This is a genomic window from Collinsella aerofaciens ATCC 25986 (assembly GCF_964239575.1).
In the GTDB taxonomy this organism is placed as follows: Bacteria; Actinomycetota; Coriobacteriia; order Coriobacteriales; family Coriobacteriaceae; genus Collinsella; species Collinsella aerofaciens_BQ.
The window spans coordinates 98,760-122,961 of the sequence record NZ_CAXSQQ010000006.1 but is presented as its reverse complement, the minus strand read 5'-3'; the positions used below and the strand labels follow the sequence as shown (position 1 = coordinate 122,961).

26 protein-coding genes and 1 tRNA gene are annotated in these 24,202 nt (G+C 59.0%); 5 read left to right on the top strand and 22 right to left on the bottom strand.

What is annotated here, in order from left to right; translation table 11 throughout:
- Positions 1-104 precede the first annotated feature (104 nt).
- On the top strand, positions 105-1,157 hold the full coding sequence (locus ACESUZ_RS05200) for an aldose epimerase family protein (RefSeq protein ID WP_373198843.1): 1,053 nt from the start codon (positions 105-107) through the stop codon (positions 1,155-1,157).
- A gap of 83 nt (positions 1,158-1,240) precedes the next feature.
- On the opposite strand, the gene ACESUZ_RS05195 is transcribed toward ACESUZ_RS05200, so the two are convergent.
- Complete coding sequence (locus ACESUZ_RS05195; RefSeq protein ID WP_373198841.1) at positions 1,241-1,720, bottom strand: PTS sugar transporter subunit IIB; 480 nt, start codon at positions 1,718-1,720, stop codon at positions 1,241-1,243.
- 157 nt (positions 1,721-1,877) lie between these two features.
- Between ACESUZ_RS05195 and ACESUZ_RS05190 the strand changes: the two genes are divergently transcribed.
- A tRNA-Thr gene (locus ACESUZ_RS05190) sits at positions 1,878-1,953 on the top strand.
- A gap of 196 nt (positions 1,954-2,149) precedes the next feature.
- On the opposite strand, the gene ACESUZ_RS05185 is transcribed toward ACESUZ_RS05190, so the two are convergent.
- The 3 genes from ACESUZ_RS05185 to ACESUZ_RS05175 all read right to left on the bottom strand — a co-directional run bounded on the left by ACESUZ_RS05185 (position 2,150) and on the right by ACESUZ_RS05175 (position 4,699).
- Positions 2,150-2,623, bottom strand: a complete 474-nt coding sequence (locus ACESUZ_RS05185; protein ID WP_117746073.1) for a NanQ anomerase/TabA/YiaL family protein — start codon at positions 2,621-2,623, stop codon at positions 2,150-2,152.
- A gap of 197 nt (positions 2,624-2,820) precedes the next feature.
- On the bottom strand, positions 2,821-3,756 hold the full coding sequence (locus tag ACESUZ_RS05180) for a hexose kinase (protein ID WP_373198839.1): 936 nt from the start codon (positions 3,754-3,756) through the stop codon (positions 2,821-2,823).
- A gap of 61 nt (positions 3,757-3,817) precedes the next feature.
- Complete coding sequence (locus tag ACESUZ_RS05175; RefSeq protein WP_373198837.1) at positions 3,818-4,699, bottom strand: aldose 1-epimerase family protein; 882 nt, start codon at positions 4,697-4,699, stop codon at positions 3,818-3,820.
- Between the two features lie 156 nt (positions 4,700-4,855).
- Between ACESUZ_RS05175 and ACESUZ_RS05170 the strand changes: the two genes are divergently transcribed.
- Positions 4,856-5,440, top strand: a complete 585-nt coding sequence (locus tag ACESUZ_RS05170; protein WP_346981972.1) for a flavodoxin domain-containing protein — start codon at positions 4,856-4,858, stop codon at positions 5,438-5,440.
- 75 nt (positions 5,441-5,515) lie between these two features.
- Here the strand turns inward: ACESUZ_RS05170 and nagA are convergent, their stop codons facing one another.
- The 8 genes from nagA to ACESUZ_RS05130 all read right to left on the bottom strand — a co-directional run bounded on the left by nagA (position 5,516) and on the right by ACESUZ_RS05130 (position 12,207).
- Positions 5,516-6,685 (bottom strand): N-acetylglucosamine-6-phosphate deacetylase, encoded by a 1,170-nt coding sequence (gene nagA / locus ACESUZ_RS05165; RefSeq protein WP_022094606.1) that lies wholly within the window; start codon positions 6,683-6,685, stop codon positions 5,516-5,518.
- A 117-nt stretch (positions 6,686-6,802) separates the two neighbouring features.
- Positions 6,803-7,969 carry an AgaS family sugar isomerase gene (locus tag ACESUZ_RS05160; protein ID WP_373198835.1) on the bottom strand — a complete coding sequence of 389 codons (1,167 nt, stop codon included), beginning with the start codon at positions 7,967-7,969 and terminating at the stop codon, positions 6,803-6,805.
- Between the two features lie 114 nt (positions 7,970-8,083).
- Positions 8,084-8,815 carry a GntR family transcriptional regulator gene (locus ACESUZ_RS05155; protein WP_346964052.1) on the bottom strand — a complete coding sequence of 244 codons (732 nt, stop codon included), beginning with the start codon at positions 8,813-8,815 and terminating at the stop codon, positions 8,084-8,086.
- 185 nt (positions 8,816-9,000) lie between these two features.
- Positions 9,001-10,083 (bottom strand): PTS system mannose/fructose/sorbose family transporter subunit IID, encoded by a 1,083-nt coding sequence (locus ACESUZ_RS05150; RefSeq protein ID WP_373198833.1) that lies wholly within the window; start codon positions 10,081-10,083, stop codon positions 9,001-9,003.
- Positions 10,073-10,873 carry a PTS mannose/fructose/sorbose/N-acetylgalactosamine transporter subunit IIC gene (locus ACESUZ_RS05145; protein WP_089572403.1) on the bottom strand — a complete coding sequence of 267 codons (801 nt, stop codon included), beginning with the start codon at positions 10,871-10,873 and terminating at the stop codon, positions 10,073-10,075. Before ACESUZ_RS05145 ends, ACESUZ_RS05150 begins: the two co-directional genes overlap by 11 nt.
- 90 nt (positions 10,874-10,963) lie before the next feature.
- Positions 10,964-11,446 carry a PTS N-acetylgalactosamine transporter subunit IIB gene (gene agaV / locus ACESUZ_RS05140; RefSeq protein WP_117716286.1) on the bottom strand — a complete coding sequence of 161 codons (483 nt, stop codon included), beginning with the start codon at positions 11,444-11,446 and terminating at the stop codon, positions 10,964-10,966.
- Positions 11,447-11,482: 36 nt separating this feature from the next.
- Positions 11,483-11,764, bottom strand: a complete 282-nt coding sequence (gene yajC, locus ACESUZ_RS05135; protein ID WP_022094612.1) for a preprotein translocase subunit YajC — start codon at positions 11,762-11,764, stop codon at positions 11,483-11,485.
- Positions 11,764-12,207: a PTS sugar transporter subunit IIA domain-containing protein gene (locus tag ACESUZ_RS05130; protein ID WP_117772902.1), complete on the bottom strand. Its 444-nt coding sequence runs from the start codon at positions 12,205-12,207 to the stop codon at positions 11,764-11,766. Before ACESUZ_RS05130 ends, yajC begins: the two co-directional genes overlap by 1 nt.
- Positions 12,208-12,911: 704 nt before the next feature.
- Here ACESUZ_RS05130 and ACESUZ_RS05125 point away from each other — a divergent pair.
- Both ACESUZ_RS05125 and ACESUZ_RS05120 read left to right on the top strand, forming a co-directional pair.
- Positions 12,912-13,550, top strand: coding sequence for a hypothetical protein (locus ACESUZ_RS05125; RefSeq protein WP_373198830.1), 639 nt, complete (start codon positions 12,912-12,914; stop codon positions 13,548-13,550).
- A gap of 9 nt (positions 13,551-13,559) precedes the next feature.
- Positions 13,560-13,799, top strand: a complete 240-nt coding sequence (locus tag ACESUZ_RS05120; RefSeq protein ID WP_118099149.1) for a helix-turn-helix domain-containing protein — start codon at positions 13,560-13,562, stop codon at positions 13,797-13,799.
- Positions 13,800-13,907: 108 nt separating this feature from the next.
- Here ACESUZ_RS05120 and ACESUZ_RS05115 read toward each other — a convergent pair whose 3' ends face one another.
- The 10 genes from ACESUZ_RS05115 to ACESUZ_RS05070 form a co-directional block, all read right to left on the bottom strand.
- A complete protein-coding gene (locus ACESUZ_RS05115; RefSeq protein ID WP_373198828.1) occupies positions 13,908-14,996 on the bottom strand; it encodes a hypothetical protein in 1,089 nt (362 codons plus the stop codon).
- 126 nt (positions 14,997-15,122) lie between these two features.
- Positions 15,123-16,208 carry an isocitrate/isopropylmalate dehydrogenase family protein gene (locus ACESUZ_RS05110; RefSeq protein ID WP_373198827.1) on the bottom strand — a complete coding sequence of 362 codons (1,086 nt, stop codon included), beginning with the start codon at positions 16,206-16,208 and terminating at the stop codon, positions 15,123-15,125.
- A 6-nt stretch (positions 16,209-16,214) separates the two neighbouring features.
- Positions 16,215-16,913: a HEAT repeat domain-containing protein gene (locus tag ACESUZ_RS05105; protein WP_373198826.1), complete on the bottom strand. Its 699-nt coding sequence runs from the start codon at positions 16,911-16,913 to the stop codon at positions 16,215-16,217.
- A gap of 15 nt (positions 16,914-16,928) precedes the next feature.
- Positions 16,929-17,357 (bottom strand): hypothetical protein, encoded by a 429-nt coding sequence (locus ACESUZ_RS05100; protein ID WP_055310425.1) that lies wholly within the window; start codon positions 17,355-17,357, stop codon positions 16,929-16,931.
- Positions 17,358-17,362: 5 nt separating this feature from the next.
- On the bottom strand, positions 17,363-18,442 hold the full coding sequence (locus tag ACESUZ_RS05095) for an NAD(P)-dependent oxidoreductase (protein ID WP_196022283.1): 1,080 nt from the start codon (positions 18,440-18,442) through the stop codon (positions 17,363-17,365).
- Positions 18,443-18,540: 98 nt separating this feature from the next.
- Positions 18,541-19,494 carry a DegV family protein gene (locus tag ACESUZ_RS05090; protein ID WP_373198824.1) on the bottom strand — a complete coding sequence of 318 codons (954 nt, stop codon included), beginning with the start codon at positions 19,492-19,494 and terminating at the stop codon, positions 18,541-18,543.
- A 79-nt stretch (positions 19,495-19,573) separates the two neighbouring features.
- Positions 19,574-20,158, bottom strand: a complete 585-nt coding sequence (gene hpf, locus ACESUZ_RS05085; protein ID WP_035137685.1) for a ribosome hibernation-promoting factor, HPF/YfiA family — start codon at positions 20,156-20,158, stop codon at positions 19,574-19,576.
- 317 nt (positions 20,159-20,475) lie between these two features.
- On the bottom strand, positions 20,476-21,501 hold the full coding sequence (locus ACESUZ_RS05080) for a substrate-binding periplasmic protein (protein WP_240125844.1): 1,026 nt from the start codon (positions 21,499-21,501) through the stop codon (positions 20,476-20,478).
- Between the two features lie 732 nt (positions 21,502-22,233).
- A complete protein-coding gene (locus ACESUZ_RS05075) occupies positions 22,234-23,343 on the bottom strand; it encodes a hypothetical protein (protein WP_373198822.1) in 1,110 nt (369 codons plus the stop codon).
- A gap of 11 nt (positions 23,344-23,354) precedes the next feature.
- Positions 23,355-24,161 carry a ComF family protein gene (locus tag ACESUZ_RS05070; RefSeq protein ID WP_373198820.1) on the bottom strand — a complete coding sequence of 269 codons (807 nt, stop codon included), beginning with the start codon at positions 24,159-24,161 and terminating at the stop codon, positions 23,355-23,357.
- Positions 24,162-24,202: the final 41 nt, after the last annotated feature.

Genomic DNA, 24,202 nt, shown 5'->3' with positions numbered 1-24,202 from the left:
CATCACTTTTTTGAGAAAAATACCCCCTGCTTTAGTGGGGTGTAGTGATAATCTCGCCTGTTCGCGCTACAGTTTGTCGGAAATACCTCGATGTTAGGAACCAAATGATCACTTCCGAGCTTTTCGGCACCGCGCCGTGCGGTACCCCCGTTCATCGTTACACCCTCAACGGGCCCGAGATCTGCGTTCGCATTATGGACTATGGCGCCACCGTGTTGGGCATCGACGTGCCCGACATTCCTGGCAACGTGCGCGATGTGGTACTGGGCTTCGATAAGCTCGAGGATTACTTTGACAACCCCGCCTGCTTTGGCGCGACCATCGGCCCCGTGGCAAACCGCACCGCGGGCGCCACGATCACCATCGACGGCACGGACTGGCATATGCCCGCCAACGAGGGCGCCAACAACCTGCACAGCGATCTTGAGCACGGTCTGCATAAACGCGTGTGGGACGTTGAGCTCGACGAGGCCCATAACGCCGTGCGCATGACCACCTCGCTTGAGGATGGCGAACTGGGCCTTCCCGGCAACCGCACCTTTACGGCCGTGTTTACCGTTACACGCACCGGCGTCTTTCGCATCGAGTATGGCTGCGAGAGCGACCGCGCCACCTACGTGTCCATGACCAACCACACGTACTTTAACCTTGCCGGCCATAACGCCGGCATGGACTGCGAGCACTTCTTTGTTGCCAACGCTGCCCACTACCTGCCCATCAACGAGCAGAATATCCCCACCGGCGAGATCGCTCCGGTCGAGGGCACGCCGTTTGACTTCCGTGAGCTGCGCCCCGTCGCGCCTGGCATGGAAGCCGACGACCCGCAGATTAAGCAAGCCCGTGGCTACGACCACTGCCTGTGCATCGACGGCTATCAGTACGGGCGCAACCTGCGCCGCGCGATGCACGTCGAGGAAATGTGGACCGGCCGTGAGCTCGACTACTACACCACCGCCCCGGGCGTGCAGCTCTACACCGGCAACTGGCTGGGCGACGAGCACGCCAAGGACGACGCCAACTATGGCTGGGGCGCCGGCTTTGCCCTCGAGGCAGAGATGTACCCCGACACGCCGCACCAGCCGCTGTTCCCGCAGGGCATTGTGGGCCCGGGTCACCCCTACAGCAATGTGATCGAGTACCACTTTATGAGGCACTAAGCCCACAACGCAACATATCGCACAACAGCGCCCGCCGGCACACCGCCGACGGGCGCTGTTCTACCTAGTCATTGGGGACGTTCTTACATGACTAGTTGGATGGGGTCGGGGTTGGAGCTGGGGAGATAGCGGATTTCCAGCTCTACTCCGAGCTTTTGCAGCTCTTTGAGAGCAGCGACGTCCGCGTCGTCTACGGCAACTGCGGGCGTTACAGAGCGCTTGCCCTCCCCTGCCTGCATATGGCCAATGCTGATCTTGGTGATCGGCACACCGCCCTTAACCAGCGCGAGCGCATCAGCGGGTGAGGCCACCATAATCAGAATCCATTGGCGCGGCGTTGCGGTATGAATGATGTCGATAGTTCTTTGCACCGAGAAAAACCTTGTCCAGACGCCTTCTGGCGCCGCCGCCCTCATTGGTGCCCATTGGCGCGAATCCGCCGCGATCTCATCGTTGACGATTAAAACAAGGTTGGAACCCACGACTTCGTTCCACAGCTCAACGTCTTGCCCGTAAATAAACCGGTCATCGATGCGTGTGAGAAGAATCTTGGGTTGAGCCATCGCCACCCCATTCTGTTTGAGACCCGTAAGAGCAAGACATCACGTCTCCAATATTAGTGCATTTAAAGTGAGAAAAGCCGTCAGAACACTTGCGCGGATTTGCGATGTCCCGTATCATAGACAGCCGTTGACACCTCAGTTGCGTCATCACATGGCCGCCAGCGTAGCTCAGTTGGTAGAGCACCGCTCTCGTAAAGCGGGGGTCACCGGTTCGAGCCCGGTCGCTGGCTCCATTGCACAAGATAGCCGCCTTCGGGCGGCTTTTTTGTTGCCGATTTCGAGCGCGCATCCGCCAATCCAAGCACAACGCCGTCGGCAACTCCCCTACTCAACAACAAGCCCCGCCAACCGCAATCCCCAAGGGGACCGCGATCAGCGGGGCTCAAACGCGTTCCCCAAGGGAAATCACGCTAGCTCACGAGCAGTTCGTTACTCTTCCCAGTAAGCATCTGCAAGTAGCTTAAAGCAGATCTTCTTGACCGGCTGTGCGCCATCGCCCGGGAACTCGAGCGTGGGCATGTGAGGCTCGCCGGCAACGAACAGCGCGAACTTGTCGTCGGCAAGATCGCCGGCAATCGAGGCGTCTGAATCGACCAGGTCGTAGTCGTCCTTCTCGTCAAACTCCTGGACCAGCGTCAGGCTGCCCGTGGCAACCTTAAAGGCCTCGCGACCCTCAATGTCGATCTGCAGGTCGTGATAGCGCTGATGCGTCTCGTAGTGAGCCTCTGCCTCGGGACGCGTCGTGGGAGCCATGACGTTCGCAAAGACCTTGTCGCCCAGAATCGGATGGCTGCCGACCTCGAGCTGCGCCGGGTCGTTCTCCTCGAGCCAGTCGATCAACACGTCGAGGCCCTTGAGCATTCCGCGGTACTCCTCGATATCGCCCAATGCACCGTAAATCATCTAAATCCCCTCTCGGATCGCTTCTTTGGCGGCTACTCGGCAAACGCGTTACCGACGCTGTTGCCACCCACATACGTCTCGACCAGGGTAAGGTCGGGATTGAACACGACAACGTCGGCGTCGCGCCCCGACATAATGCTATCGCACTTGTCGTCGACATGAGCTAGCAATCGATGCCGGGGCCGTCGCCCAAGCCCTTACAGCTCGGTCACGACAACGCCGTTGTAGACCTCGTCCCAACGGTCCATGACTAGATGACCGGTCATGGGATCCATGGCATTGAGCTTGCCGCAGGTGTTGGCGGTACGCAGCACCGTCTCGTCGTCTGCGCCAGCAGCAATGGCATGCGCGAAGCCAGCGATAGTGGAGTCACCAGAGCCCGTGGCGTTAACGGCAGGGATATCGGGCGTCTTTGCGCGGAACGCACGGCCATTGTGGAAGCCAACGGAGCCGGCAGCGCCCATGGACACGACGACCCAGGGGATATCGGAGAAGCGGGCATCAGAGGCGAGCGCGGCGCGGAGCTCGTCCACATCGTCGGTGGTAAAGCTCGTGCCCAGAAGGCCGTTGATCTCGGTCAGGTTAGGCTTGACCAGCTCGGGCTTAACCTCGGACTTGAGCGCTGCCTCAAGCGAAGCACCTGAGGTATCGAGCAGCACCTTGGCACCGGCGTTCTCGGCAATGCCCGTGATCTTGGCATAGTAGTCTGCCTCGACGCCGCGGGGCAGCGAACCCGAAATGGTGACGACGTCGGCCTTGCCCGCAAGCTCAGTAAACTTGGCGGTAAAGGCATCGAGTTCCTCGGGGGCAATTGTCGGGCCGCTCTCGAGCAGCTCGGTCTGGTTGCCGGCGTGGAGGATATTGAGGCAAATGCGAGTCTCGCCCTTGATGGGCACAAAGACGTTGTTAATACCGTTGGCGTCCATGAGCTCAGCCATGTAGGCGCCCATGTGGCCGCCGAGCAGACCGGTTGCCACAACGTCGTCGCCCAGCTGACCCAGCACACGGGCCACGTTGAGGCCCTTGCCGCCGGCGGTCTTTTCGGGCGTCACACGGTTGACGTCGTCGATAACGAGCTCATCGAGCTGATAGCGCGTATCAACAGACGGGTTCATCGTAACGGTGAGGATCATATTTTTAGCTCCTTATCTCGCAGGCTCCTTGTGCCTCGCGATACGAGTCGACAAAACGGAATTACAGAATCTCAATCGTGAACGAGCGAACGACGGTCTCCTTGGGCTTGGCGATAAGGCAGCCGCGCTTATGCTCAAGCACGTCGTCCTCATCGGAGCAGGTCGAGAGACCGCCCCAAGGCTCAACCGCCACAAAATCGCCCTCGGGCTTACTCCACACAATGAGATATGGGAAGCCCTCAAAGCTCAGGCGGACGCCCTTGTCCTCGCCCTTTTTGGAAAGCGTGACCTGACGGCTCTCGAGCACGTCAAAGATGGTCTCCGCAAAATCGAAGAGCTCGTGCGACAGGGGCAGCGTCTTTCCCACCATGGGGTTCTTGGAGCGGTTTGCCACGTCAATCAATCCAGTCGAGGGAACGGCGGTGCAGAGCTCCGCAGCCTCGTCTTTCTCAAAGCGCAACTCGTAGTCCGTATAGGCCTCGCCCTCATCGAGCGGACACCTAAAGCCGGGATGACCGCCGATAAAGAACGGCATGTCCTCGGTTCCCTCGTTGGTCACCTCATAGGAGACGCGAACGGCATCCCCCTCAAGCGTATAACGAGCGACAAGCTTAAACGGATACGGATAATCGCTCAGCAGCGCGGCGTTATCCTCCGAAGCCAGGCACATCGCCAGCTCGTTCTCGCTCTGGCTCAGCAGCTTCCACTCTTGCTTGCGCGCAAACCCGTGGCGGGCGAGCTTCACGTGATGCCCGGCAAACGTCATGGCATTGTTGTCGCGCAAGCCTCCGCAAATCGGGAAGCAAATCGGTGCCTGGCCGGACCACACGGCGGGATCACCCTGCCACAAATACTCGCGACCTCCGGCCTCGATCGAGGTAAACGAACCACCAGCCGTGGACACCTTAATAGAAATCGAATCGTTGGAGAGAGCGTATTCCATTGCCCATCCTTTCGAACAACTGCTTTTTGCTCGCAAGAACCCGTCTCGGCCCTGACCAAAGGACAAACCCGCACGTTCATCGATACGTCCGGTATCCCAGCCATGCAACGGGGTACCATACAGACATTGATGCAATTACAGCTGAAAGGCCTTCTTATGCGAACCATCATCCTCTACGCCTCGCGCCATCACGGCAATACGAAAAAGCTCGTGGACGCCATCGTCGAGGCGCACCCCGAGATCGATACCCTCGATGTAAAGTCACTCGGTAAAAACGAATATCCCAACCTGCACGAATACCATCTGATCGGTGTCGCCACGGGCATCTATTACTCCGAGATCGACAAGGACATGGCACGCGTGCTCACTAACGTGCTGCAGCCGCAGGACAAGGTGTTTGGCCTTATGACCTACGGTGGCAAAAACAAGTGGTACGGCAAGGATATCGATGGCATCTGCCGCATGAGGCAGGCCATCTTTATGGGTGTCTACGGCTGCCCCGGCTTTGATACGTGGGGACCGTTCAAGCTCGCCGGCGGTGTCCAAAAGGGACACCCGACCGCTGAGGAAATTCAGGGCGCCGTCGACTTCTTCGACAAGATCGAAGACGAGTATGGCGACATCATCGTCGAAGAGTACGCCAAGCGCGAAAAGCGCCTAGCATACGAGAAGGAGCATCCTGCGGGAGGTCTTGTGGCCGGCGTTAAGCGCACGGCAAAGAAGATTGCTAACAAGCTGTAACTGTGAAGGTGCTATTGAGCGTTTAACCCATACGGCGGGTCCGAGCAGATTCGGGCCCGCCGTCTTTTTCTATCGTTACTCGGTAAAGGCGTTGCCGACGCTCTGGCCGCCAACATACGTCTCGACGAGGGTGAGCTCATGGTCGAACACGACAAAGTCGGCGTCGCGACCCGGCATGATGCTGCCGCACTTATCCTCGATGTGTGCAGAGCGAGCCGGCACCTCGGTTGCCATGCGAATGGCGATATCGGCGCTGGCGATGCCCCAGTCGACGATGTTCTTGACGCCCTGGGCAAGCGTGAGCACCGAGCCGGCAATGCTCTTGCCGTCGGCAAGCCAGCACAGGTTGTCCTTCATGATGACGTCCATGCCGCCGCTGGTGTAGCTGCCCTCGGGCATGCCGCCGCAACCCAGGCAGTCGGTGATGAGCACCGTGTGCTGCCAGCCCTTTGCCTGCAGCAGCGCCTTTATGGCGGCAGGGTTTACGTGCTTGCCGTCACAGATGATCTCGGCGTAGGTCTCGGGCGTGGACATGGCAGCGCCCACGACACCGGGCTCGCGGTGATGCAGACCGCGCTGGCCGTTATAGGTGTGCGTAAAGCAGCTGGCGCCGGCATTGATGGCGGCGATGCACTCATCGTAGGTGGCGTCGGAGTGACCGATGCTGGTCACGACGCCCTTCGCGTTCAGAGCAGCCGCATAAGCAGCGGCACCGTCGCGCTCGGCCGCCATGGCGCTCTTAACGATGCGACCACCCGCAGCCTCCTGCCACTGATCGAAGACCTCCTCGGAGGGGTCGATCAGGTAAGCGGGGTTCTGTGCGCCCACGTGCTTCATGGTAAAGAAGGGGCCCTCCAGGTAGATGCCCTGAATGCGAGCACCGCAGAAGTCGGGGCCGCGACCCTCGTCCGCCTGAGCGATGGCGGCGCAGGCGTCCTTGATCTGCTCGACGCCATCGGTGAACGTCGTGGGCAGCCAGCTGGTGGTACCGCGGCGGGCGAGCTCGGTCGAGCTGATATCGATGCCCTCGGGATCGTTATCGGTAGTTGAATGGTTGTAGAAGCCATGGATGTGAGTATCGACCATACCCGGTGCGATCCACGATCCCGTGTAGTCCTTAATCTCGCAAGAGGGCTCGTCGGCCTGCCAGGCGCCAAAGACGCCATCCTCGACCATAAGATAGCCGCCCAGTTGCGGGCCTGCCGGCAAGAAGAACTTGTCAGCCTTAATTGCGTACGTGCTCATATGCACTCCTTGCTTCTAAAGCAGTTGACTGTGGTGATGCTTATACCCAGCTCACGTAAAACAAAAAGCGCCCGCCCGCCGTTATGAGCGGACGGGCGCCCTTACAGGGGGACGCGATTAAGCGGTGAAGGGGTGAATCGTCACGCCCTTAACCACGCGGTTGACCGTGCCGGTGGGGCTCGGCGTATCGGGCGTGTTGCCCACGCGCACGGAGTTGAGCAGGCTGATAGCCTGGGCAAACATCACGAACGGCAGAGCAAGGTAGCCCTCGGGAAGTGCCTCGTAACCCTTAAAGGTGAAGGACTCACCCTCATAGACGGTGGCACCTTCCTGCTGAACGGCGATGGTGTGCTGAGCGATCTCGTCGCCACCGATCTCGTTGAGGATGTCGATGTCGTACTGACGGGTGTAGGCGTCGTTGTTGACGAACACGAAGACGAGCGTCTTATCGTCGACGAAGGACTTAGGTCCGTGACGATAGCCCATGGAGGTGTCGTAGGAAGTAGCAACAAGACCGTGAGCGAGCTCGAGGATCTTGAGCTGGCTCTCCTGGGCAAGGCCACCGAAGGAGCCAGAACCCAAGTAGGTCACGCGGTTGAAGTCGCCAGCCAGGTAATCGGCGACCTCGGACTCGCGAGCGATAACCTCCTCGCCCATCTTGGCGATGGTCTCGACCCACTCGGCCTTCTGCTCGTCAGAGGCAGTGTCGAAAATAAGGGTGGAGAGCAGGGTCATGCAGGTGTAGGAACCGGTCATGGCGAAGCCCTTGTCGTTGGCGCGCGGGATGAGCAGCGTCAGCGCATTGGGATCATCGGCGGACTCGACGGCGAGCTTGCCCTCGGGAGCGCAGGTGATGTTGAGGAACTTGACGTTGTGGACGAGCTCCTTGGCAACGGCAACGGCGGCAAGGCTCTCGGGGCTGTTGCCAGAGCGGGCAAAGGAAACCACGAGCGTGGGATCCTCGGCGCGCAAGAAGTCGCGCGGGGCGCTCACGATGTCGGTCGTGGCGATGGGCTTAAAGTCGTAGAGATCAGTGTTGCCAGCGTGACGCAGGTACGGGGCGCAGGTATCGCCAACGTAGTCGGACGTACCGGCACCGGTGAAGACAACGGACAGACGACCCTCGCCCATAGCGCGAGCCTCGGCCAGGAAGGCCTCGATGGCCTCCTTGTTCTCGCGATAGATGTTGAGCGTATCACGCCAAAGCTCGGGCTGCTGAGCAATCTCGGCCGTGGTGATCTGGGCGCCGAGCTCGGTGAGCTCCTCGACACTCTTCTCGAACATTTTTAATACCTCTCTCTAGAAGTAATCCTCTGACGTGCAATTATACACTTCGGTTGGTTATCTGGTAGTAACCAGTTAAATGCAAAGAATCACCATATGGAAACGATGCGAGCACTAGTTACTGCGCTGGTGGTAAACCTTGTATTTAAACTGATCGGCACGAGCAACCGAGAGTGTGTACTCCACTACCTCGTTTGACTCGTTATACGTAGTCCTGACCAAATCGAGCACAGGCGAGCCCTCGACAATTCCCAAAAGGTGGGCATCGGTGGGACGGGCTATGCTCGCATAGAACTCCTCTTCGGCCACGCGAATCTTTTGCTGAAAGTCCTGCTCAATCACATCGTAAAGCGGCTTACGCTCCAGCAGCGGTCGCTTTAGGGACAGAAATTGACGAACCGGTAGATAGCTGCGTTCGACCATCATGGGCATGTTGTCGGCAGAACGAAGGCGCTTGAGCTTAAAAATGCGATCACCGATGCGCAATCCCATATGCTCGGCCAGATTCTTATCGGCCTCAATCTCGCAAAACTCGAGAATCGTGGTCTCGGGTTCTCGACCCATCGCGCGCATCTGCTCGGTAAAGCTGTAGGACTGCATAAGATTGGTTGCTTTTGCCGAACGGTCGGTCACAAAGGTACCGCGACCGTGCTGCCGAACCACCAGTCCTAAACGCTCCAGTTCCTGCAGAGCCAGGCGTACCGTAGTGCGCGAGAGACCATAGCGCTCCGAAAGTTCGCGCTCGGAAGGAATCATGTCACCGGCGCGATATTCATGGTCAATCTTTTCGGTCAGAATATCGACCAGCTGATCGTACAGCGGTTGCTTACGCGCTCCGATCGCCATCCTATCCTCCCTTTTGCTCGAATTCGGCTAACTACCTAGGGTGTTATGCATTATCTGTCTGCCACACCCGAATCATTAAGAAAACAAAAGCCGCGCGCTCTTTCGAGCACGCGGCTTTTAACATACACATGGCTTAAGGGGTCGGGGTGTGAGCCGCGTAGGGACACACCCCTCAAGCTAGAGCCTTACCAGATGCTCGGCCAGAGACCAAGCGGGCCAGCGCCCAGGATGCCAAGGACGAAGAGCAGGAGAATGCCCTTGGTCGGGGTCCAGCTGTGCTTAGCGAACATGTAGTAAAGCAGCAGCGTAAGCATAAGCGGGACGAGCTTCGGGACGATGGTGTTGAGGGTGTCGGCAACAGAGAAGTTGACCGGATCCTCGGTAACGGTGCCGTAGGTCACGGACTCCATGCCGTTACCCAGATCGGTGACGCCGCACTCGACAGCGTTGCCGTCGGCATCGGAAGCGGTAAGGGCGTTGCCGTCCTTATCGGTCATGGCGATGGTACCGGCCTCAGCGGTCTCGGTATCGATGCCCTCCATACCGGTGAAGTTCTCGGCCTCCTTCTCGGAGACGATCACGGTAGTAGCGGAGAGACCACGGGTGGTGCCGTTGGGGATCTCGAGGTTGATCTGGGTGCCACCCATGGTGACGACCAGGCAACCGACGACGAAGACGCCCATGATGGAAGCGGCACGCGTAAAGGCCTGCATGTTGGCGGTCAAAGCGTCAATAGCGCTGGTGCCAAGCTTGTAGGACCAGTTCATGAGCCAGAAGCGCAGAGCGAACTGGACGGCGTTGAAGATCACCAGGAAGATGATCGGCGCAGCGGCGTTGCCGTTGATGGCCATGTTGGAGGTGATGCCGGCCGTGATAGGCACGAGCGTCAGCCAGAACAGGGCGTCACCGATACCACCGAGCGGGCCCATTGCGGCGACGCGGACGGCGCGGATCGTGGGGATGTCAACCTTGTTCTGCTCGAGCGAAAGCACGATGCCCATAACAAAGGTGACGAGGAACGGGTGGGTGTTGAAGAACTCCAGGTTGTGGCTCATGGAAGCCGCGAGGTCGTTCTTGTTGGTGTGGATCTTCTCCAGACCGGGGATGATGGAGTAAAGCCAGCCAGCGGCCTGCATGCGCTCGTAGTTGAACGATGCCTGCAGGAAGCAGGAGCGCCAAGCCATCTTGTTGAGGGTCTTCTGGTCGAGCTGCGGAGCAGGAGTGAGATCCTCGTAGTGCTCCGGGATCACATACTCATTAGATGCCATCTTCGAAGTCACCTCCGTCAGAAACAGCTGCACCCTTCAGCTCGGTCTGCTGCTGGAAGTCCCAGAAGGCGATGCCGAAGCCGATGAGAGCGAGGATGAGCAGAGCAGGGGTTGCCAGCGAATCGTTGGCAACGGTGATGAGCGCGAGGCCAAAGCCCATGAGGAAGAAGCCCCACATATCGCGGTTCATCATAACCTTGAGCAGGACGGCGAAGCCGACGAAGCGCATCATGCCGCCTGCAGCGGAGAGACCGGTCTGCAGCCAAGTCGGGATGGCGGAAGCGATGGTCTGACCGATGGTAGCGCCAGCGATGAAGAACAGGGTGACGACGACAGCGAAGATCAGGCCGAGCAGAGCCATGGCGAAGTAGTTCAGACGCTCGATACCCTTGGTGTCAGCGTTGTGAGCCATGTTGTCCGCGGAGGACATGAGCGGCGACATAAGCGTGAAGACCAGGGTAACGCCGAGCTGACCAAGCAGAGCGAACGGAATGGCAAGGCCGACTGCCGCGTTGGGCTCGAGGCCCGTAGCAATAGCGAGAATGGCTGCCATGATGCCGCCGATGACGGCGTTAGGCGGCTGAGCGCCTCCGATCGGCATGTTGCCGATCGTCATGAGCTGATAAGTACCACCCACGAGAAGACCGGTGTTGAGGTCGCCAAGGATAAGACCGATGACGGCGCCGGTGACGATGGGCTGATAGAGAGACTCGAGGAAGTTGAACTGGTCGATTGCCGCGACGAACGTGACGATGAAGACCAGAGCGACCTGGATGATCGAGTATTCCATCTTGCTCCTCCTTTCAAAATGTATGTACGCACTTTGGATTTCACGTACAAAATGTCAGGTTTTCATTCCTGACAACGTGGATCATGAGGATTACGAGAAGAGCTTGCTCGTGTCCTCAACAGGCGTGCTCGGAACGCGCCTGATCTCCAACTCCACCCCCAATTCCTGCAGCTCTTTAAACGCAGCGACATCCTCGTCGTTAACTGCGACGGAGGTGGCGACTTGGCGCTTTCCTTCCGACATGTGCATGTTGCCGATGTTTACCTTCTTTATAGGCACACCGCCCTTGACGAGCGTAAGCACGTCTTCCGGTGTTTCGGCCACGATGAAGATCTTCTGGCGCGGGCTCGCCTTGCCAATGACGTCGATGGTCTTCTGCAGAGAGAAGAAACGCGTAGCGACGCCGGCGGGAGCGGCCATCTTCATGAGGTTCTGGCGCATGGTGTTGGTCGCCACGTCGTCGTTGGCGACGAGGATGAGGTTGGAGCCCAGAGTGGAGTTCCACTGGGTGGCAACCTGACCATGAACCAGTCGGTTATCGATGCGGGTAAGAAGAATGTTGGGTTCTGCCATGTTGATCAGCTTCCTTTCGTTATTTGCTGACGACAGTTACTTGATCTCCTGAATCGCGTAACGCGAAACGTCTACGACGGCTCCGGATCGGACTTTGATCTGGACCTTTTCGCCTTCGATGCCTTTTACGGTTCCGTAGATACCGCCGGCGAAAAGAACCTCCTGACCCGGCTTGAGCTCGGTGTGCAGCTCCTTGAAGTACTTCTGCTTCTTCTTCATGTTGATTTGCGACCAGATGGTGTAAATCAAGCCCATGATGACAAGCAGGCCTAAAAGGGCGACCGAGGAGCTCAGGACGTTGGCTCCGAAATCGGCCATTAGATGCCGTCCTCGTCGCCGAAGATATCCTCTTCGTCGGAGCCGGCAACGGATGCGACCGTCTGGGCGGTGACGCCCGTCTGGCCAACGGTCACGGCCTGCTCGCCAAGCTCGGCGAGCGTGGCGTTACCGCGGAGGAACAGAAGCTCAATAACCATGGGAAGGTTGGTGCCAGTCAGAACCTCGACGTTGTCGACATCCTGGGCAATCATCATCGACTGGTTGAACGGGGTGCCGCCAAGCAGGTCGGTAAAGACGAGCACGCCATCGCACTCCTCGCGCATGGCGGTAATAGCGGCGCGGAGATCCTCACCGTAGGATGCAGCCTGGTCGCCCTCAAAAGGAACGACAGTAAAAGCAGGCTGGTCGCCGGCAACCATAGCGATAGCGCTTGCAAGGCCGGGTGCGAACTGTCCATGACCGGTAAGAATAAAGCCAACCATTCAAATTTCCCTTCCGAAGGTGTGTACGATCTGAGTCCGATGATTTTCGGAAGCCAGCGGGCGCTCGCCCTTAAAGCTTCTTGGAAAGCGTTCTTTGAAGACCAGTGGTTTCTAAACTGGTAGTAACCACGTGACGTGTTGTTGTCACTATATCACCCCAGAAGAGGCCGCTTTCGTTGATTCATACGGTAAAACGTTTTTGCACCGCTCACGGTGATAAATCGACCGTTTACCGCTCGTTAACACTTCTACCTGCGGTTTTGAAACCGTTTCGAAACGCTTTGGCAAAAGTTCGGGACTATTCCTGTGCCTAAACAACGCAGGGCGGCTAAAAATAGCGTAAAGAAAAATTGCAGGTCATTGTGAAGGTTTGTGAATTGGTCTTTTTGACTTAATACCAGTTAGAACCAGTTTTGAGATTATCGGTGAACGGTAGTTTTCGACCGTTCACCGGTTACTTGTAATCGTTTGCAGTTGTTTTCCCATATGAATCGGGGAAACCCGATGAAGCACTTGTGCAATCACGGGAAGTTTTGGCATTTGTCCTCATCCCCGCGCGCGCCAAACTCCAGCATCCAAAATGAGCCATAGCTCTCGCTATTCGTCTCACAAACATTACTTACTCTATTCTGTAATTGTTTATCGTTTATCATTAAGTATGATATAAGATACAAGTATCATCCAAGACATTGGTTGGAGGAGCTATGATCCGCTGGAACGTATCCAAATCGAATGAAGCCATCGACCGTGAACAGGCAATAGCCAAACTGAGGAAGCTCACTCGCTACTGCAAATGGGGCACAATCTGCACCATCGTGGCGCTCGCTCTGGCACTCCTCGCAGTCATTGCAATCGAACTTCTATTCATATTGCCTAGCCTCTCCCAAGGGTTCTGTCTCCAATCCGTAGATCTTACGGCTGGCGAAGGGCCAATTCTCGCTCTCGTCGGCGCCAACGAACAGACCCCTCTTATGCTTGTCGCGCACGACGGTCATACTGCCATAGGGAGCGGCATGATGGCATGCCTCGCGCTTGCCATCGCGCTAAGCGCATACAGGTTTTTCTCCGCCATTGAAAAGGCGGGCAGGCCCTTTGACCTCGAATGCATCCGCATACTACGTCAAATAGGACATTTGTTCCTTATCGGCGGCGCCGCCGTGAAACTTTTTGGTGCCATAGTCACAGGGCTGATACTCTCAGGATTTGGCGGTAGCTTTACGGATGCGCTTGGCGGCCAGCATCTCGACCTCTCCATGCTCTTTGCGGGCCTGATTTTTAGCCTGATTGCCAGCATCTTCCGCTACGGGTATATCCTGCAAAAACAAGATGACGAGTTGCTCTAGGGGGAATCCATGATTATTCTGCGGCTCGACCGCATGCTTGCCGAACGCAAGATCTCATCCAAAGAGCTTGCGGAACGCGTGGGCATCTCCCAGGTCAATATGTCGCGCATCAAGACGGGCAAGGTTTCTGCCGTGCGCTTTTCAACTCTTGACGCGATATGCCGGGCACTCGACTGCCAACCGGGCGATGTGCTGGAATATATGCCTGACGATGAAGCCGATAATCTTTTTGGACTTAAAGATTCATAGGCATAATTTAGCCACCAGCGCCTAAACGCAAATAGCCCGCTAGAACAACATCCGTTCTAGCGGGCTATTCAGATATTTCAGCTACGCGCTCGGCGGCTCAGGCAAACCTTACGCAAACAGGCCGTAGATGCTGATGTTGGCCTTGGCGTAGAGGCCGTTAGCATACTCGGTCCACTCGGAGCTGGCGCTCGAAGCCTGCGAGGAATACTGCTGATAAGCAGTATAGTAGGCGGTCATGGCCTGCTTATAGGTAGCGCTATCGGCCGTAAAGGCATCATCGGCAAAGGCCTTGGCGTAGGTGCTATCGGCGTCCTTCCAGGTGCCCTTTGAGCTATCCCACTCGTCGCCGGCAAGGTTGATGATGTAGTCGGCGTAGTCCTTGCTCGCGGTCTCCTCGTTGCCGTCAGCAGGCTCGGTCGGGGCGGTCGGCATGCTTGCGGAGCCGTCGCCGACCTTCTTCTTATAGAGCTTCTGCAGCGTTGCGGACTGACGGACGATCTGCTTGGCCTGGTCCTTGGACACACCGTACTGCTTGGCCATGGTCTTGTAGTCGGAGGTGCCGATGGAATCCTCGGCGTACTGCTTCATTTCCTTGGAAGAGACGGTAATGCCCTCGTCCTCGGCAGCGTCCAGCAGAATCTGGTTGCGCACGTAGGACAGGATAACGTCGGCAGACGGAGCGGTGTAGTTGCCGTCGTCGTCCTTGACGGTGTCGAGGCTGTACTGGCTCTCGATGGCCTCACGCGCGGTGATGTCGCTCTTCTTGCCGTTGTAGCTGTAGCTTGCCACGGTCGAATCGAGCTGGTCCTCGGTCAGGGTCGCCGAGCCGACGCCCTTGCCGCCAAAACCACCGTTGCCGATAAAGAAGCCGACCACGGCAGCGATCACGATGGCGACCACAAAGGCGACAATCATCGTCTTCTTGTGCTTACAAGCGTGGTCGTCCGCATCGGCGTCAGCTTCGTCCTCATCCTGCTCCTGGGGCATGAGGTTCTCGTCGGCGGCGTCCGCGGCGATCTTTGCCTCCAGGCGAGCGCCTTCCTCCTCGGCGGTCGTGCCGGCGGCAATATGTTCGGCAGACGTGCCGGCGACCAGGTCGATCTTCTCGGCCTCGTCACCGTCGGGGCCTTCGCCGCGCTCGATGATCTGGATGCCGTCGATCTCGTCCTTCTCGTCCTTCTTTTGAATCAGACCCATATCAGTTACTCCTTGTTAGGAAACATAGTCCCCAATAGAATACGCCCGGCAGAGCGCCGGGCGTATTGATTCTCAGGTTATACGCAAACACTTAAGTACTATTTAGGCGTTTGAAGTGTGCGTACCTTAGGCCAGGTGCGCCATAACGGCATCGGCAAATGCCTGCGTGCCCACAGCGCCCTCAACGGAGCCGGTCTGGGCACGACGCACGTCACCGGTAACCTGCTCGCCCTCGTCGAGCGTGGCAGAGACGGCGACGCGAATGCGATTGGCCGCATCGTTCTCGCCCAGGTGATCGAGCATCATCGCAGCAGAGAGGATCTCTGCCGTGGGGTTGGCGATATCCTGGCCGGCGATATCGGGCGCGGAGCCGTGCGTTGCCTCGAAGATTGCGCAGTCGGCACCGATGTTGGAGCCGGGGGCCATCCCTAAGCCGCCCACCAGGCCGGCGCACAGGTCACTCACGATGTCGCCGTACAGGTTGGGCAGCACCAGGACATCGAAGTCGTTGGGGTTCTGGACCAGGCCCATGCAGGTGGCGTCGACGATCTTGTCGTTGAACTCGATATCAGGATAGTTGGCGGCCACCTCGCGCGCCACGCGCAGGAACAGGCCGTCGGTCGCCTTCATGATGTTGGCCTTGTGCACGGCCGTCACCTTTTTGCGGCCGCAGCGGCGGGCATACTCAAAGGCATACTCCACAATGCGGCGGCTCTTGGCGATAGAGATCGGCTTGATCGAGATCGCGGAATCGACGGCGAAGGTCTTTTGGCCCGAACGCTCGACGAGCTGCGAGAGCTCCTCGACCTCGGCAGCGCCCTCATCGAACTCGATGCCGGCGTAGAGGTCCTCGGTGTTCTCGCGCACGATGACCAGGTCGACGTCGCGGAAGCGCGATCCGTCGCCCGGCTGCGACAGGCAGGGGCGCACGCAGGCGTACAGGTCGAAATGCTTGCGCAGGGCCACGTTGACGCTGCGGAAACCCGTGCCGACCGGCGTGGTGATGGGGCCCTTGATGGCAACCTTGGTCTCGGCGATCGCATCGAGCACGTGCTGGGGCAGCGGTGTACCAAACTCGTCCATGACGCCGGCGCCGGCCTCTTGGACGTTCCAGTTGATCTGGACACCAGTGGCCTCGACCACGCGGCGCATGGCCTGCGTAATCTCGGGACCGATGCCATCACCGGGAATCAGGACTACATCGTGCGCCATAATCTGTTACTCCTCGTCTTCGGCGTCGTCAGATTTTTTAACGCTAGCACGCTTCTTCTTTTTGGAGAGATCCAGGCCAAAACGTTTAACAAGCATTTCGCAAATCTCGCTCGAACGGGCCTTGAGATAGCTGCCCTTACCGTTCTCGGCATCGAACTTAAGGCGCAGCGCGAGCTTCTCGGCAACCTCGGCGTCGATCTCGCCCTGGCAAAACTCGTACAGACAACCGAGCATGTCGCGATACTCAAGGTCGCCGTGGTAGCACTGGATGGCCTCGTCCAGGATGGGCCAAGCCTCGCGCGAACGCTCGACGCTCGTGGCACCCCACACGCACAGCAGGCGGAAGGCGGCATAGCGCAGCGTAGAGGAGATCTCGTCGAACAGTGCAGTCTCGGCGCCCTCAAAGGCATCGCCCAGCTGCTCGGGGCAGGTGGTGACGAGCGCCGTCAGGGCATCGAGGGCCTCCCAGCGGGTCTGAGCCTCGGGGCGGTCGAGCGCCTCGATCAGCGCGGGCACGCAGGGCACGACGCGCTGCGGATCGCGCTCGGCAAGCAGGTGCAGCACGCGGGCGGCAAACTGGCGGATGCGGCGCGTGGGGCAGCCGAGCTCCTTGACCAGGCGGTCGACGGCGTTCTCGTTCTCCTCTGCCAGCTGGAGCTGTGCAAGCTCCTCGTCGGTGAGCTGTTCGTCTTTGTTTTCTGCCATAGTTACCTCTTCTTACTATTTCTTAGCGTGCTTGCCAGCACCCTTGCTGTCATCGGTGACCGAGATGAGCTGTCGATCGGCCGCGCCATTGCGACGCGCACGGCGGCGTTCCTCGGCGTCGCCCGCGTCGGCGGCGGCACGGTGAGCCTTGTTGACGTTAAAGACCTCGTCGTGCTTGCGCCACGGACCGACGGACTCGCCAAAGCTCATCTTAAGGCCGGCGATAAAGCCGCCGAGCCAGCCGATCGGCGCAAACTGCACCAGCGGGAACAGTGAGAACACCCAGGTCAGCAGGACGACTGCCGCCGCTCCCGCAAAGTTGGCAATCCAGTAGTCGCGCTTGGTGATGACGCGCTTTTCGCACGCCCACTGGCCGCACAAAAAGCCAATGTAGATCGCAAAGAGAAAGAGCACCAGCGCAAGCACCACGAACGTCCAGCTCATGGGCGCTACTCCCCGTGATGGTGGCCGCAGCAGCACTCGTGGCCGTCATCATGGCCGTGGCCGCCGCAGCACTCGTGGCCCTCGTCGTGGTGGTGGCCACAACCGCACTCGTGATCGTCGCCATGCTCGCCGCAACCGCAGCCTTCCTCGTGAGCGCCATGCTCCTCGGGACGATACTGCGACCAGTCCAGACCGGCGGCGATGGCGTCGGCCTCCTCCTTATAGAGGACCGTGACGGCCTGGGTACCCAGCTTGGCACCACCGATGGCGTCGAGCATGTCGTAGAGCGTAAAGGCCACGTCGGCACCGGGCAGCGCAAGCTCGCGGTCGTCGGCATAGGCGAGCGCCAAGCGCAGGTCCTTGATAAAGTGCTCGACCATAAAGCCGGGCTTGTAGTCGCCGTCGAGCGCCTTGGGAGCCAGGCTCTCCATGGCGCCGGACTTGCCGGTGCCGCCCAGGATCATCTGGCGGGTCTTCTCCAGGTCAAGGCCGCTCAACTCGGCAAATGCCATGGCATCTGCCATGCCGACCATGCAGGCGCCCAGCGACACCTGGTTGGCGAGCTTGGCAGCCTGGCCCTTGCCGGCGCCGTCGAAGCAGCAGATGTTGGCCGCAAAGGTGGCAAGGATGTCGCGGACCGGCGCGATGTCGCTCTCGGTAGCGCCCACGATAGCCGTGAGCGTACCGGCGATAGCGCCCGACTCACCGCCGGTGACGGGGCAGTCAAACGCCATGCGACCAGAAACCTGGGCGGCCTCGGCAATGTCACGGGCAAGCTCGGGCGAGCTCGTGGTGAGGTCGATCAAGACCGCGCCGGGCTTAGTGCACGAGAGCAGGCCGTCGCCCGCCAGGTAGAGTTCCTCGACCTCGGAGGGATAGCCCACCATGGTAAAGACGACATCGGCGTTCGCCGCGGCATCGGCCGGCGTATCTGCCCAGACGGCGCCGCGCTCGATAAGCGCCGCCGCCTTGGACTTGGTGCGGTTGTTGACCGTGACGGGATAGCCGGCGTCCAGAATGTGGCCGGCGATGGGGGCACCCATGATTCCGGTGCCAATGAATGCGACGGAGAGCTTGTTTGCCATGAAACCTTTCCTTTTGGGTTGGGTGTTGTTACCAGGTTGAATACTCGGTGCCAGCGTTTGGGCTGTGAGTCGAGGGCGATTACGGACGCAGCGCTTGCCTACTGACCGCGCACGCGGCGGGCGATACGGTCGGAAAGCGACGCCTTGTCGGCGCGGTTCTTACCCCAAAACGCGCAGCCCACCATGCCGGGGCCCACGTGCGAGCCGATGGTGGGACCCACGGAGCCGCGAATGATCGTGACGTCGGCGCAACCCTCCTCCTTGCGGATGGCGGCTTCGAGCCAGTCACCATCCTTTTCGGCATCGGCCGTCATGATGGCGATGGGCATGGTGCGATCGGGCACGTAGTTCTCGCGGAACGACTTGAGGATGGACTTGAGCGCCTTCTTGCGGCCGCGGTTGACGCCGATCAGCGACAGCGAGCCGGCCAGGTCGTAGGAGAGCTCGGGCTTGACGTCGAGCTTTGCCGTGAGCTGCGCCGCCGCGGGCGGAATGCGGCCGCCGGCAGCCAGTGCGTCGAAGCTCTCGAGCGCAAAGTAGCCGTGGACGTAGGTCTTTGCCTCGTTTGCCCAATCGACCAGCTGCTTGGCGGTCAGTCCCGCCGAACGCTGGCGCACGGCCTCGAGCGCCAAGAGCGCGCCGGTCGCGCAGGGCAGAGCGTTGTCGACCACGTACAGCTCAAAATCGGGATACTCGGCGCGCACGGCATCTGCCGCCTGGCACGCGGAGTTGTAGCTCGACGACAGCGCCGAGGTAAAGCACAGGTAGACCGTGGGCGTGCCCTCTTTGGCGCACTCGGTAAAGAACTCGATATAGCGACCGAGCGACACAGCCGAGGTGGACACGCGGGCACCAGCGCGCATGCGGTCGTAAAACTCCTTGGGCGTGATGCTCGACCAGATGTCATCCGTGCGCTCCTCGCCATCGATAATGAAGGGGAAACCCAGGATATCGACATCGAGGTTCGCGGCGACCTCGGGGCTAAAGTCGCAGCAGGTATCGACGACGATGCGGCAACGGTCCGAATGACCGGTAGATGCGGCCTTGTCCATCAAAGCGACTCCTTACGTAAAAAGGCGGCCACCCGCATGGGATGGCCGCCAACCGTTAACTCATGCAAGTTAACGTATTTTACTCGTCAAGTGTTTCGATGCGGGGCTTGATGATGCCATATCCACCATTCTTACGGTGATACACCACATTGATAAGGCCGGTCGTCGCGTTCTCGAACACGTAGAAGTCGTGGCCGAGCAGATCGGTCTGCACCAGCGCCTGCTCCTCAGTCATCGGGGTGACGTCGATAACCTTCTCGCGGACGAGCAGGTCGTCCTCCTCCTCGGGCAGCAGCAGGTCGGCCAGATCCTCGACGCGCTCGACCGGCGCGACATCCGCGGCGCTGGCACCGCCCTGGCGGTTGTCCACGACCTTGGTCTTGAACTTGCGCAGCTGGCGGGTGACCTTATCGGCGGAGAGGTCGATGGCGGCGTACATATCTGCACCGTGCTCGGCAACGCGAATCACCGAACCGCGGGCACGAACCGTGACCTCGACGATTGCCGGGTTGGGGTTCGAGGGGTTCTTCTCATAGCGAAGTACAACGTCGACCGTCATGGGCTCGATATCGAAAACCTTGAGCGCCTCGCCGATCTTCTCATCCACATGCGCACGCAGAGCATCGGTTACCGTCGTCTTGCGTCCAGAAACCTTGATATCCATACGTGGCTCCAATCTGCCTCGGGGACTTACCGTACTGGCTATGTACCCATTGCCGTGTATTTAATCACGCGGATTCCTAAAGACCCGAATAACGATTGCTTGATACCGCATACCGAAGTCTCGCACTTTTCTGTGGCAAAGTGCGCTATAGGAGGGAGCCGACAGATTTGTATTTGGTCCCGAAAATTAGCTTTGACCTGCTGGTTTTATAGGGATGAAAAAGCCGGACTCCCCTATTGGAGAAGCCCGGCAGTGCGTGTTGAAACCGTGAAGAAGTGTCCTTTCCAACGTATAGGAGACACCACCCCTAGCAATAACTAGCTATTGAGTTTGTTAATGTCGTCGTCGGTGATGGTGCCTTCCTGGCTGGACGAGTTGTCCTCGGAGGATGCGGTCTCATTGTTGGAATCGGAGGACTCGCTGCCGGAGGACATGGTCTCACTGGACTCAGAGTCACCCGGCTGCACGCTAGCGCCCGAAACCGTCTTAGTGGTGAGGTCGTAGGGCATCGTGCCATACCAGACGCAGTGGACTGCCTCGAGCGTACCGTCGACCGTGATGTCGTCGAGGGCGTCGCTCACGGCACGGCACAGTTCGTCATTGGACGAGGCGCCCGCAACACCAAGCGTCGAGGGCGCCTCGAGCGCACCGACATAGGAGACCTCGCTCATCAGGCGTGCAAGGTAGCCGCCGGCCGTGGAGTCGCAGATCACATAGTCGACCTCGCCGGACTCGAGCGCCTCAAAGCACTCGTTGATGTTGGAGTAGGTCTTTTGGTTGGCGGTGATGCTCTGCTTAGCAAGCGCCTCCTGCGAGGCCGAGGACATCTGAACGCCCAGGGTGGACGTGTTAAGGGTATCGGTGGAAACGCTTAGCGACCCACCATCGCTAGTTTTACCGAACACGGAAGTGGCATCGTACAGGCAGGTGCCGAGCGAGCTAATGTCCCCGTCCGTGGAGTTAATCTCGCCGATAAAGATATCGGCCTTTTTGTCGCCGAGCGCGGAACCTGCCGAAGACGCATCGACAAAGGAGACCTTAAGGCCCATGCGGCTTGCGAGGGCGCGGGCGGCGTCAACCGCATACCCCGTGAGCTCGCCGTCGGCGTCCTGCATGGCCTGCGGCGCATCGGAAGTATCGAGGGCGACCGTCAGGGTTCCGGGAGTGACCAGGGCGTCGTCCGACACCGCCGGCGTGACGGTCTCGTACTCGATCTGGTCGATCGTGGGAGTCGTGAACGTAGACAGCGGGTTGAACGCGCATCCGCTCAGGCCCAAAACGGCGATGACCGCTGCGGTCCCAGCACCTAACCGAGCCGCGTGCATCAAGCTGCCCCTCACCATGTCCACTACCCTACCTTCTGTGTCGTATACGATCCGTGCGTTGCACGGAATATCAGGTTGTTCCCACCAGCTGACCTGGTATTTGACCCCACACTTGCGCACCGGGGTGTTTGCTCGGGAGGCCGCAGCCACCTTCACGACTGGCCCGCTCGCCCGCGAGGCGGTATTGCCCCAAAGAAAGTCGAACGGACGGTGCGGCTTACATCTAGGACGCGCCATGATCGCGCCGCGCGCACGCGGTCGCTTACGTGGATCCCTTTGACCGCGTCTGTCTTGGACTAGGACGGGCATTTCGTCCGTCCGCAACCACAGCCTGGTAGGAACGAAGCGCATTATAGCTAAGTTCAAGCTAAAGTTTAAGGTTAGGAGCGTTATTCGCATCGCGAGTACAGATTTCGCAGGTCAGGACGGGCCGCACGCGCTCTGATTAAGCCCGTCGCTCCCCTATGGAAAGCCCCAACACACCCGTCTTAGGGCGCCGTGGCCAAAAAATAGCAAATATGAGTACTGTTACCAATTTAGTAGCAGGAGTTTTTGGCTCTGCAAGCTGTTTTCACGCTCTATAACGTCAGATTGATGCCAAGATATTCCACATTTGTTTAATAACTTTCTAATTTACCCCCTCTTCCAGTCCCAAAATCCCTGATTTTGCTGTTACTGAATTTGTAGCAGTACTCATATTTGCTATATTTTGGCCAGAGCATATATCCAACCCCCTGTTTCAGAGCATTGTTAGGCGGGTTTAAGCCCAAAACACGCCCGCAGCGTGTTAAGCAGCGCCTCTTGCTTTTTCCTGCAGGCATCGACACGATTCCGGTACCGCTTTCGCATACGCTGGTGCATGCGCCATGCGAGCGCCTCCATTGCTTCCATGTCGCAGAGCATCTCGTTATTGACCGTCGCGACCTCGATTCCCATAGTAATCAAGCCCGTGTTGCGTTTTTCATCATGGATACGTCCCCTCCGGGAGGAATGGCCCAGCTCACCGTTGTATTCCAGGTCAAACTGGGCTGCTTCCTGATACGCATCGCAAACTGCATGCGGCATCCCCGAGATTGCCTGCGCACGGTCATCGAACTCGATCTTGTAGTCGGTCTTAAAGGGACCGCAGGCAAATCCGCCATAGGAAAACGGAAGCGAAAACAGAGCGAGCATGATGCACTCCATGGGCGAGCGCAGATTTTCTGACAGGTAGGGACACAGGCGCAGCAGCTGTTTGGCCACATTCCCCTTGCATGCCGCGAGGTAATCTACCAGGCAATCGGGTGTCAGCACGGACTCGACCTCAAAGTAACCGACATCTGGCGGCTGGTCTTTGTCCTTTGCCAATTTGTTCACGACAGGCGAGGTGTAGGGAGGCAGATACTTCCCGCGGTCACTCAGTGAAATCTTAGAGCACAGCTCCTGGGCCAGGGCAAATGCCTGGATGCAGCCGACCTCGCGCGCGACGGCTACGCAAAGGGCCTCGGGAGATAGACTGTACACCCCCGGTTCCACCTCTAGAATCGAGCCGGCGGGCAACTCGGAGCATACGGACCAGCTCACGCCAAGAATACGGCGGCGCTGCGCTGCAGATCCTACCAGCAAGCACAAATCCTCTTGCACCTCGCCGCTTGCGGCCCCAATCCGCACCAAATCGGGAAGATAGATGTCCTCGGTCGAGGGCGACGACGTGCGCAGTACACGGCGCTCTTCATCGGGATTAAGGTCCTTCCAGCTTATGTAGCCCATCTGCCGGCGCTCGGCGCGCATCATGCGCAGCGCCGAGGCACCCGTCAAAATTACGGAAGCAGCCAGCTGCTCGCTTGCAGGCTTGCCACGCTGCCCAATCTTTATTGCCATCTGAACCACCCCTACCAAACGCGTGCGATAGCGAGGCCATCAACGGCCGCAGCGCTGGCGCGCTTGAGTTCCGCCGAAGCCGCTGCCATCGTCGCACCCGTGGTGATAACGTCGTCGATAAGCAGCAAGCGGCGGCCGTGCACGTCCTCAACCGTCTCGTACATGCCTTGGGCACGCTCGCGGCGCTCCTCACGACCGAGTTCGCGCTGGTCGCCATGGCCGTACTTGACCAGGGCGTCCAGCAACGGCACGCCCGACAGCTCGCAAAATGGGCGCGCAATGGCCTCCATATGATCGAAACCACGCCGCCGAAACGCTGCCGCCGTCGCAGGCACAAACACCACCGCATCCGCACCGGACAGCACACCTCCATAGCGATCGGGCGCTACGACCTGGGCATGCAGGGCGGTGTCGTAGAGCAGCTCCGCCAGATACGGAGCCAGACGTCGCTCGCCCGCATCCTTGTACGCTTTAATGATGCGCGGCAGCGGATGCGCATAGACAGCGCACGCCAGGCAGCGGTCGAGCGCCTCCGCCATTGCCGAGGACGTGCCCTCGACCGAACACTCAGTGCACAGCAAATCCCCAAACGGGGCGCCGCATCGGGTGCAGCTATGACGTGGGTCGATGAGCGTGAGCGCGGCCAGGCAGTCTTGGCAAATAAGCGCACCGGCGCGTTCGCAGCCGGCACATCGCGTGGGCGACAACGCCTCAAGCGCCTCGTACGTCGCGTGCTCGGCAAACGGTAGCAATTCGTCCGCAAACGGCAGGGCACCGGCACCCTGCAGACAGCTCAATATGTTCAGATGGCTCTTCAAGACATAACCCTCCCTACGTTCGGTCGCAGGGAGGGTTGTTG

What these genes read in the sequence shown, in the direction of transcription:
- ACESUZ_RS05200 (WP_373198843.1), top strand. Translation starts at nt 105, where the DNA reads ATGATCACTTCCGAGCTTTTCGGCACCGCGCCGTGCGGTACCCCCGTT.
- ACESUZ_RS05195 (WP_373198841.1), bottom strand. Translation starts at nt 1,720, where the DNA reads ATGGCTCAACCCAAGATTCTTCTCACACGCATCGATGACCGGTTTATT.
- ACESUZ_RS05185 (WP_117746073.1), bottom strand. Translation starts at nt 2,623, where the DNA reads ATGATTTACGGTGCATTGGGCGATATCGAGGAGTACCGCGGAATGCTC.
- ACESUZ_RS05180 (WP_373198839.1), bottom strand. Translation starts at nt 3,756, where the DNA reads ATGATCCTCACCGTTACGATGAACCCGTCTGTTGATACGCGCTATCAG.
- ACESUZ_RS05175 (WP_373198837.1), bottom strand. Translation starts at nt 4,699, where the DNA reads ATGGAATACGCTCTCTCCAACGATTCGATTTCTATTAAGGTGTCCACG.
- ACESUZ_RS05170 (WP_346981972.1), top strand. Translation starts at nt 4,856, where the DNA reads ATGCGAACCATCATCCTCTACGCCTCGCGCCATCACGGCAATACGAAA.
- nagA (WP_022094606.1), bottom strand. Translation starts at nt 6,685, where the DNA reads ATGAGCACGTACGCAATTAAGGCTGACAAGTTCTTCTTGCCGGCAGGC.
- ACESUZ_RS05160 (WP_373198835.1), bottom strand. Translation starts at nt 7,969, where the DNA reads ATGTTCGAGAAGAGTGTCGAGGAGCTCACCGAGCTCGGCGCCCAGATC.
- ACESUZ_RS05155 (WP_346964052.1), bottom strand. Translation starts at nt 8,815, where the DNA reads ATGGCGATCGGAGCGCGTAAGCAACCGCTGTACGATCAGCTGGTCGAT.
- ACESUZ_RS05150 (WP_373198833.1), bottom strand. Translation starts at nt 10,083, where the DNA reads ATGGCATCTAATGAGTATGTGATCCCGGAGCACTACGAGGATCTCACT.
- ACESUZ_RS05145 (WP_089572403.1), bottom strand. Translation starts at nt 10,873, where the DNA reads ATGGAATACTCGATCATCCAGGTCGCTCTGGTCTTCATCGTCACGTTC.
- agaV (WP_117716286.1), bottom strand. Translation starts at nt 11,446, where the DNA reads ATGGCAGAACCCAACATTCTTCTTACCCGCATCGATAACCGACTGGTT.
- yajC (WP_022094612.1), bottom strand. Translation starts at nt 11,764, where the DNA reads ATGGCCGATTTCGGAGCCAACGTCCTGAGCTCCTCGGTCGCCCTTTTA.
- ACESUZ_RS05130 (WP_117772902.1), bottom strand. Translation starts at nt 12,207, where the DNA reads ATGGTTGGCTTTATTCTTACCGGTCATGGACAGTTCGCACCCGGCCTT.
- ACESUZ_RS05125 (WP_373198830.1), top strand. Translation starts at nt 12,912, where the DNA reads ATGATCCGCTGGAACGTATCCAAATCGAATGAAGCCATCGACCGTGAA.
- ACESUZ_RS05120 (WP_118099149.1), top strand. Translation starts at nt 13,560, where the DNA reads ATGATTATTCTGCGGCTCGACCGCATGCTTGCCGAACGCAAGATCTCA.
- ACESUZ_RS05115 (WP_373198828.1), bottom strand. Translation starts at nt 14,996, where the DNA reads ATGGGTCTGATTCAAAAGAAGGACGAGAAGGACGAGATCGACGGCATC.
- ACESUZ_RS05110 (WP_373198827.1), bottom strand. Translation starts at nt 16,208, where the DNA reads ATGGCGCACGATGTAGTCCTGATTCCCGGTGATGGCATCGGTCCCGAG.
- ACESUZ_RS05105 (WP_373198826.1), bottom strand. Translation starts at nt 16,913, where the DNA reads ATGGCAGAAAACAAAGACGAACAGCTCACCGACGAGGAGCTTGCACAG.
- ACESUZ_RS05100 (WP_055310425.1), bottom strand. Translation starts at nt 17,357, where the DNA reads ATGAGCTGGACGTTCGTGGTGCTTGCGCTGGTGCTCTTTCTCTTTGCG.
- ACESUZ_RS05095 (WP_196022283.1), bottom strand. Translation starts at nt 18,442, where the DNA reads ATGGCAAACAAGCTCTCCGTCGCATTCATTGGCACCGGAATCATGGGT.
- ACESUZ_RS05090 (WP_373198824.1), bottom strand. Translation starts at nt 19,494, where the DNA reads ATGGACAAGGCCGCATCTACCGGTCATTCGGACCGTTGCCGCATCGTC.
- hpf (WP_035137685.1), bottom strand. Translation starts at nt 20,158, where the DNA reads ATGGATATCAAGGTTTCTGGACGCAAGACGACGGTAACCGATGCTCTG.
- ACESUZ_RS05080 (WP_240125844.1), bottom strand. Translation starts at nt 21,501, where the DNA reads ATGGTGAGGGGCAGCTTGATGCACGCGGCTCGGTTAGGTGCTGGGACC.
- ACESUZ_RS05075 (WP_373198822.1), bottom strand. Translation starts at nt 23,343, where the DNA reads ATGGCAATAAAGATTGGGCAGCGTGGCAAGCCTGCAAGCGAGCAGCTG.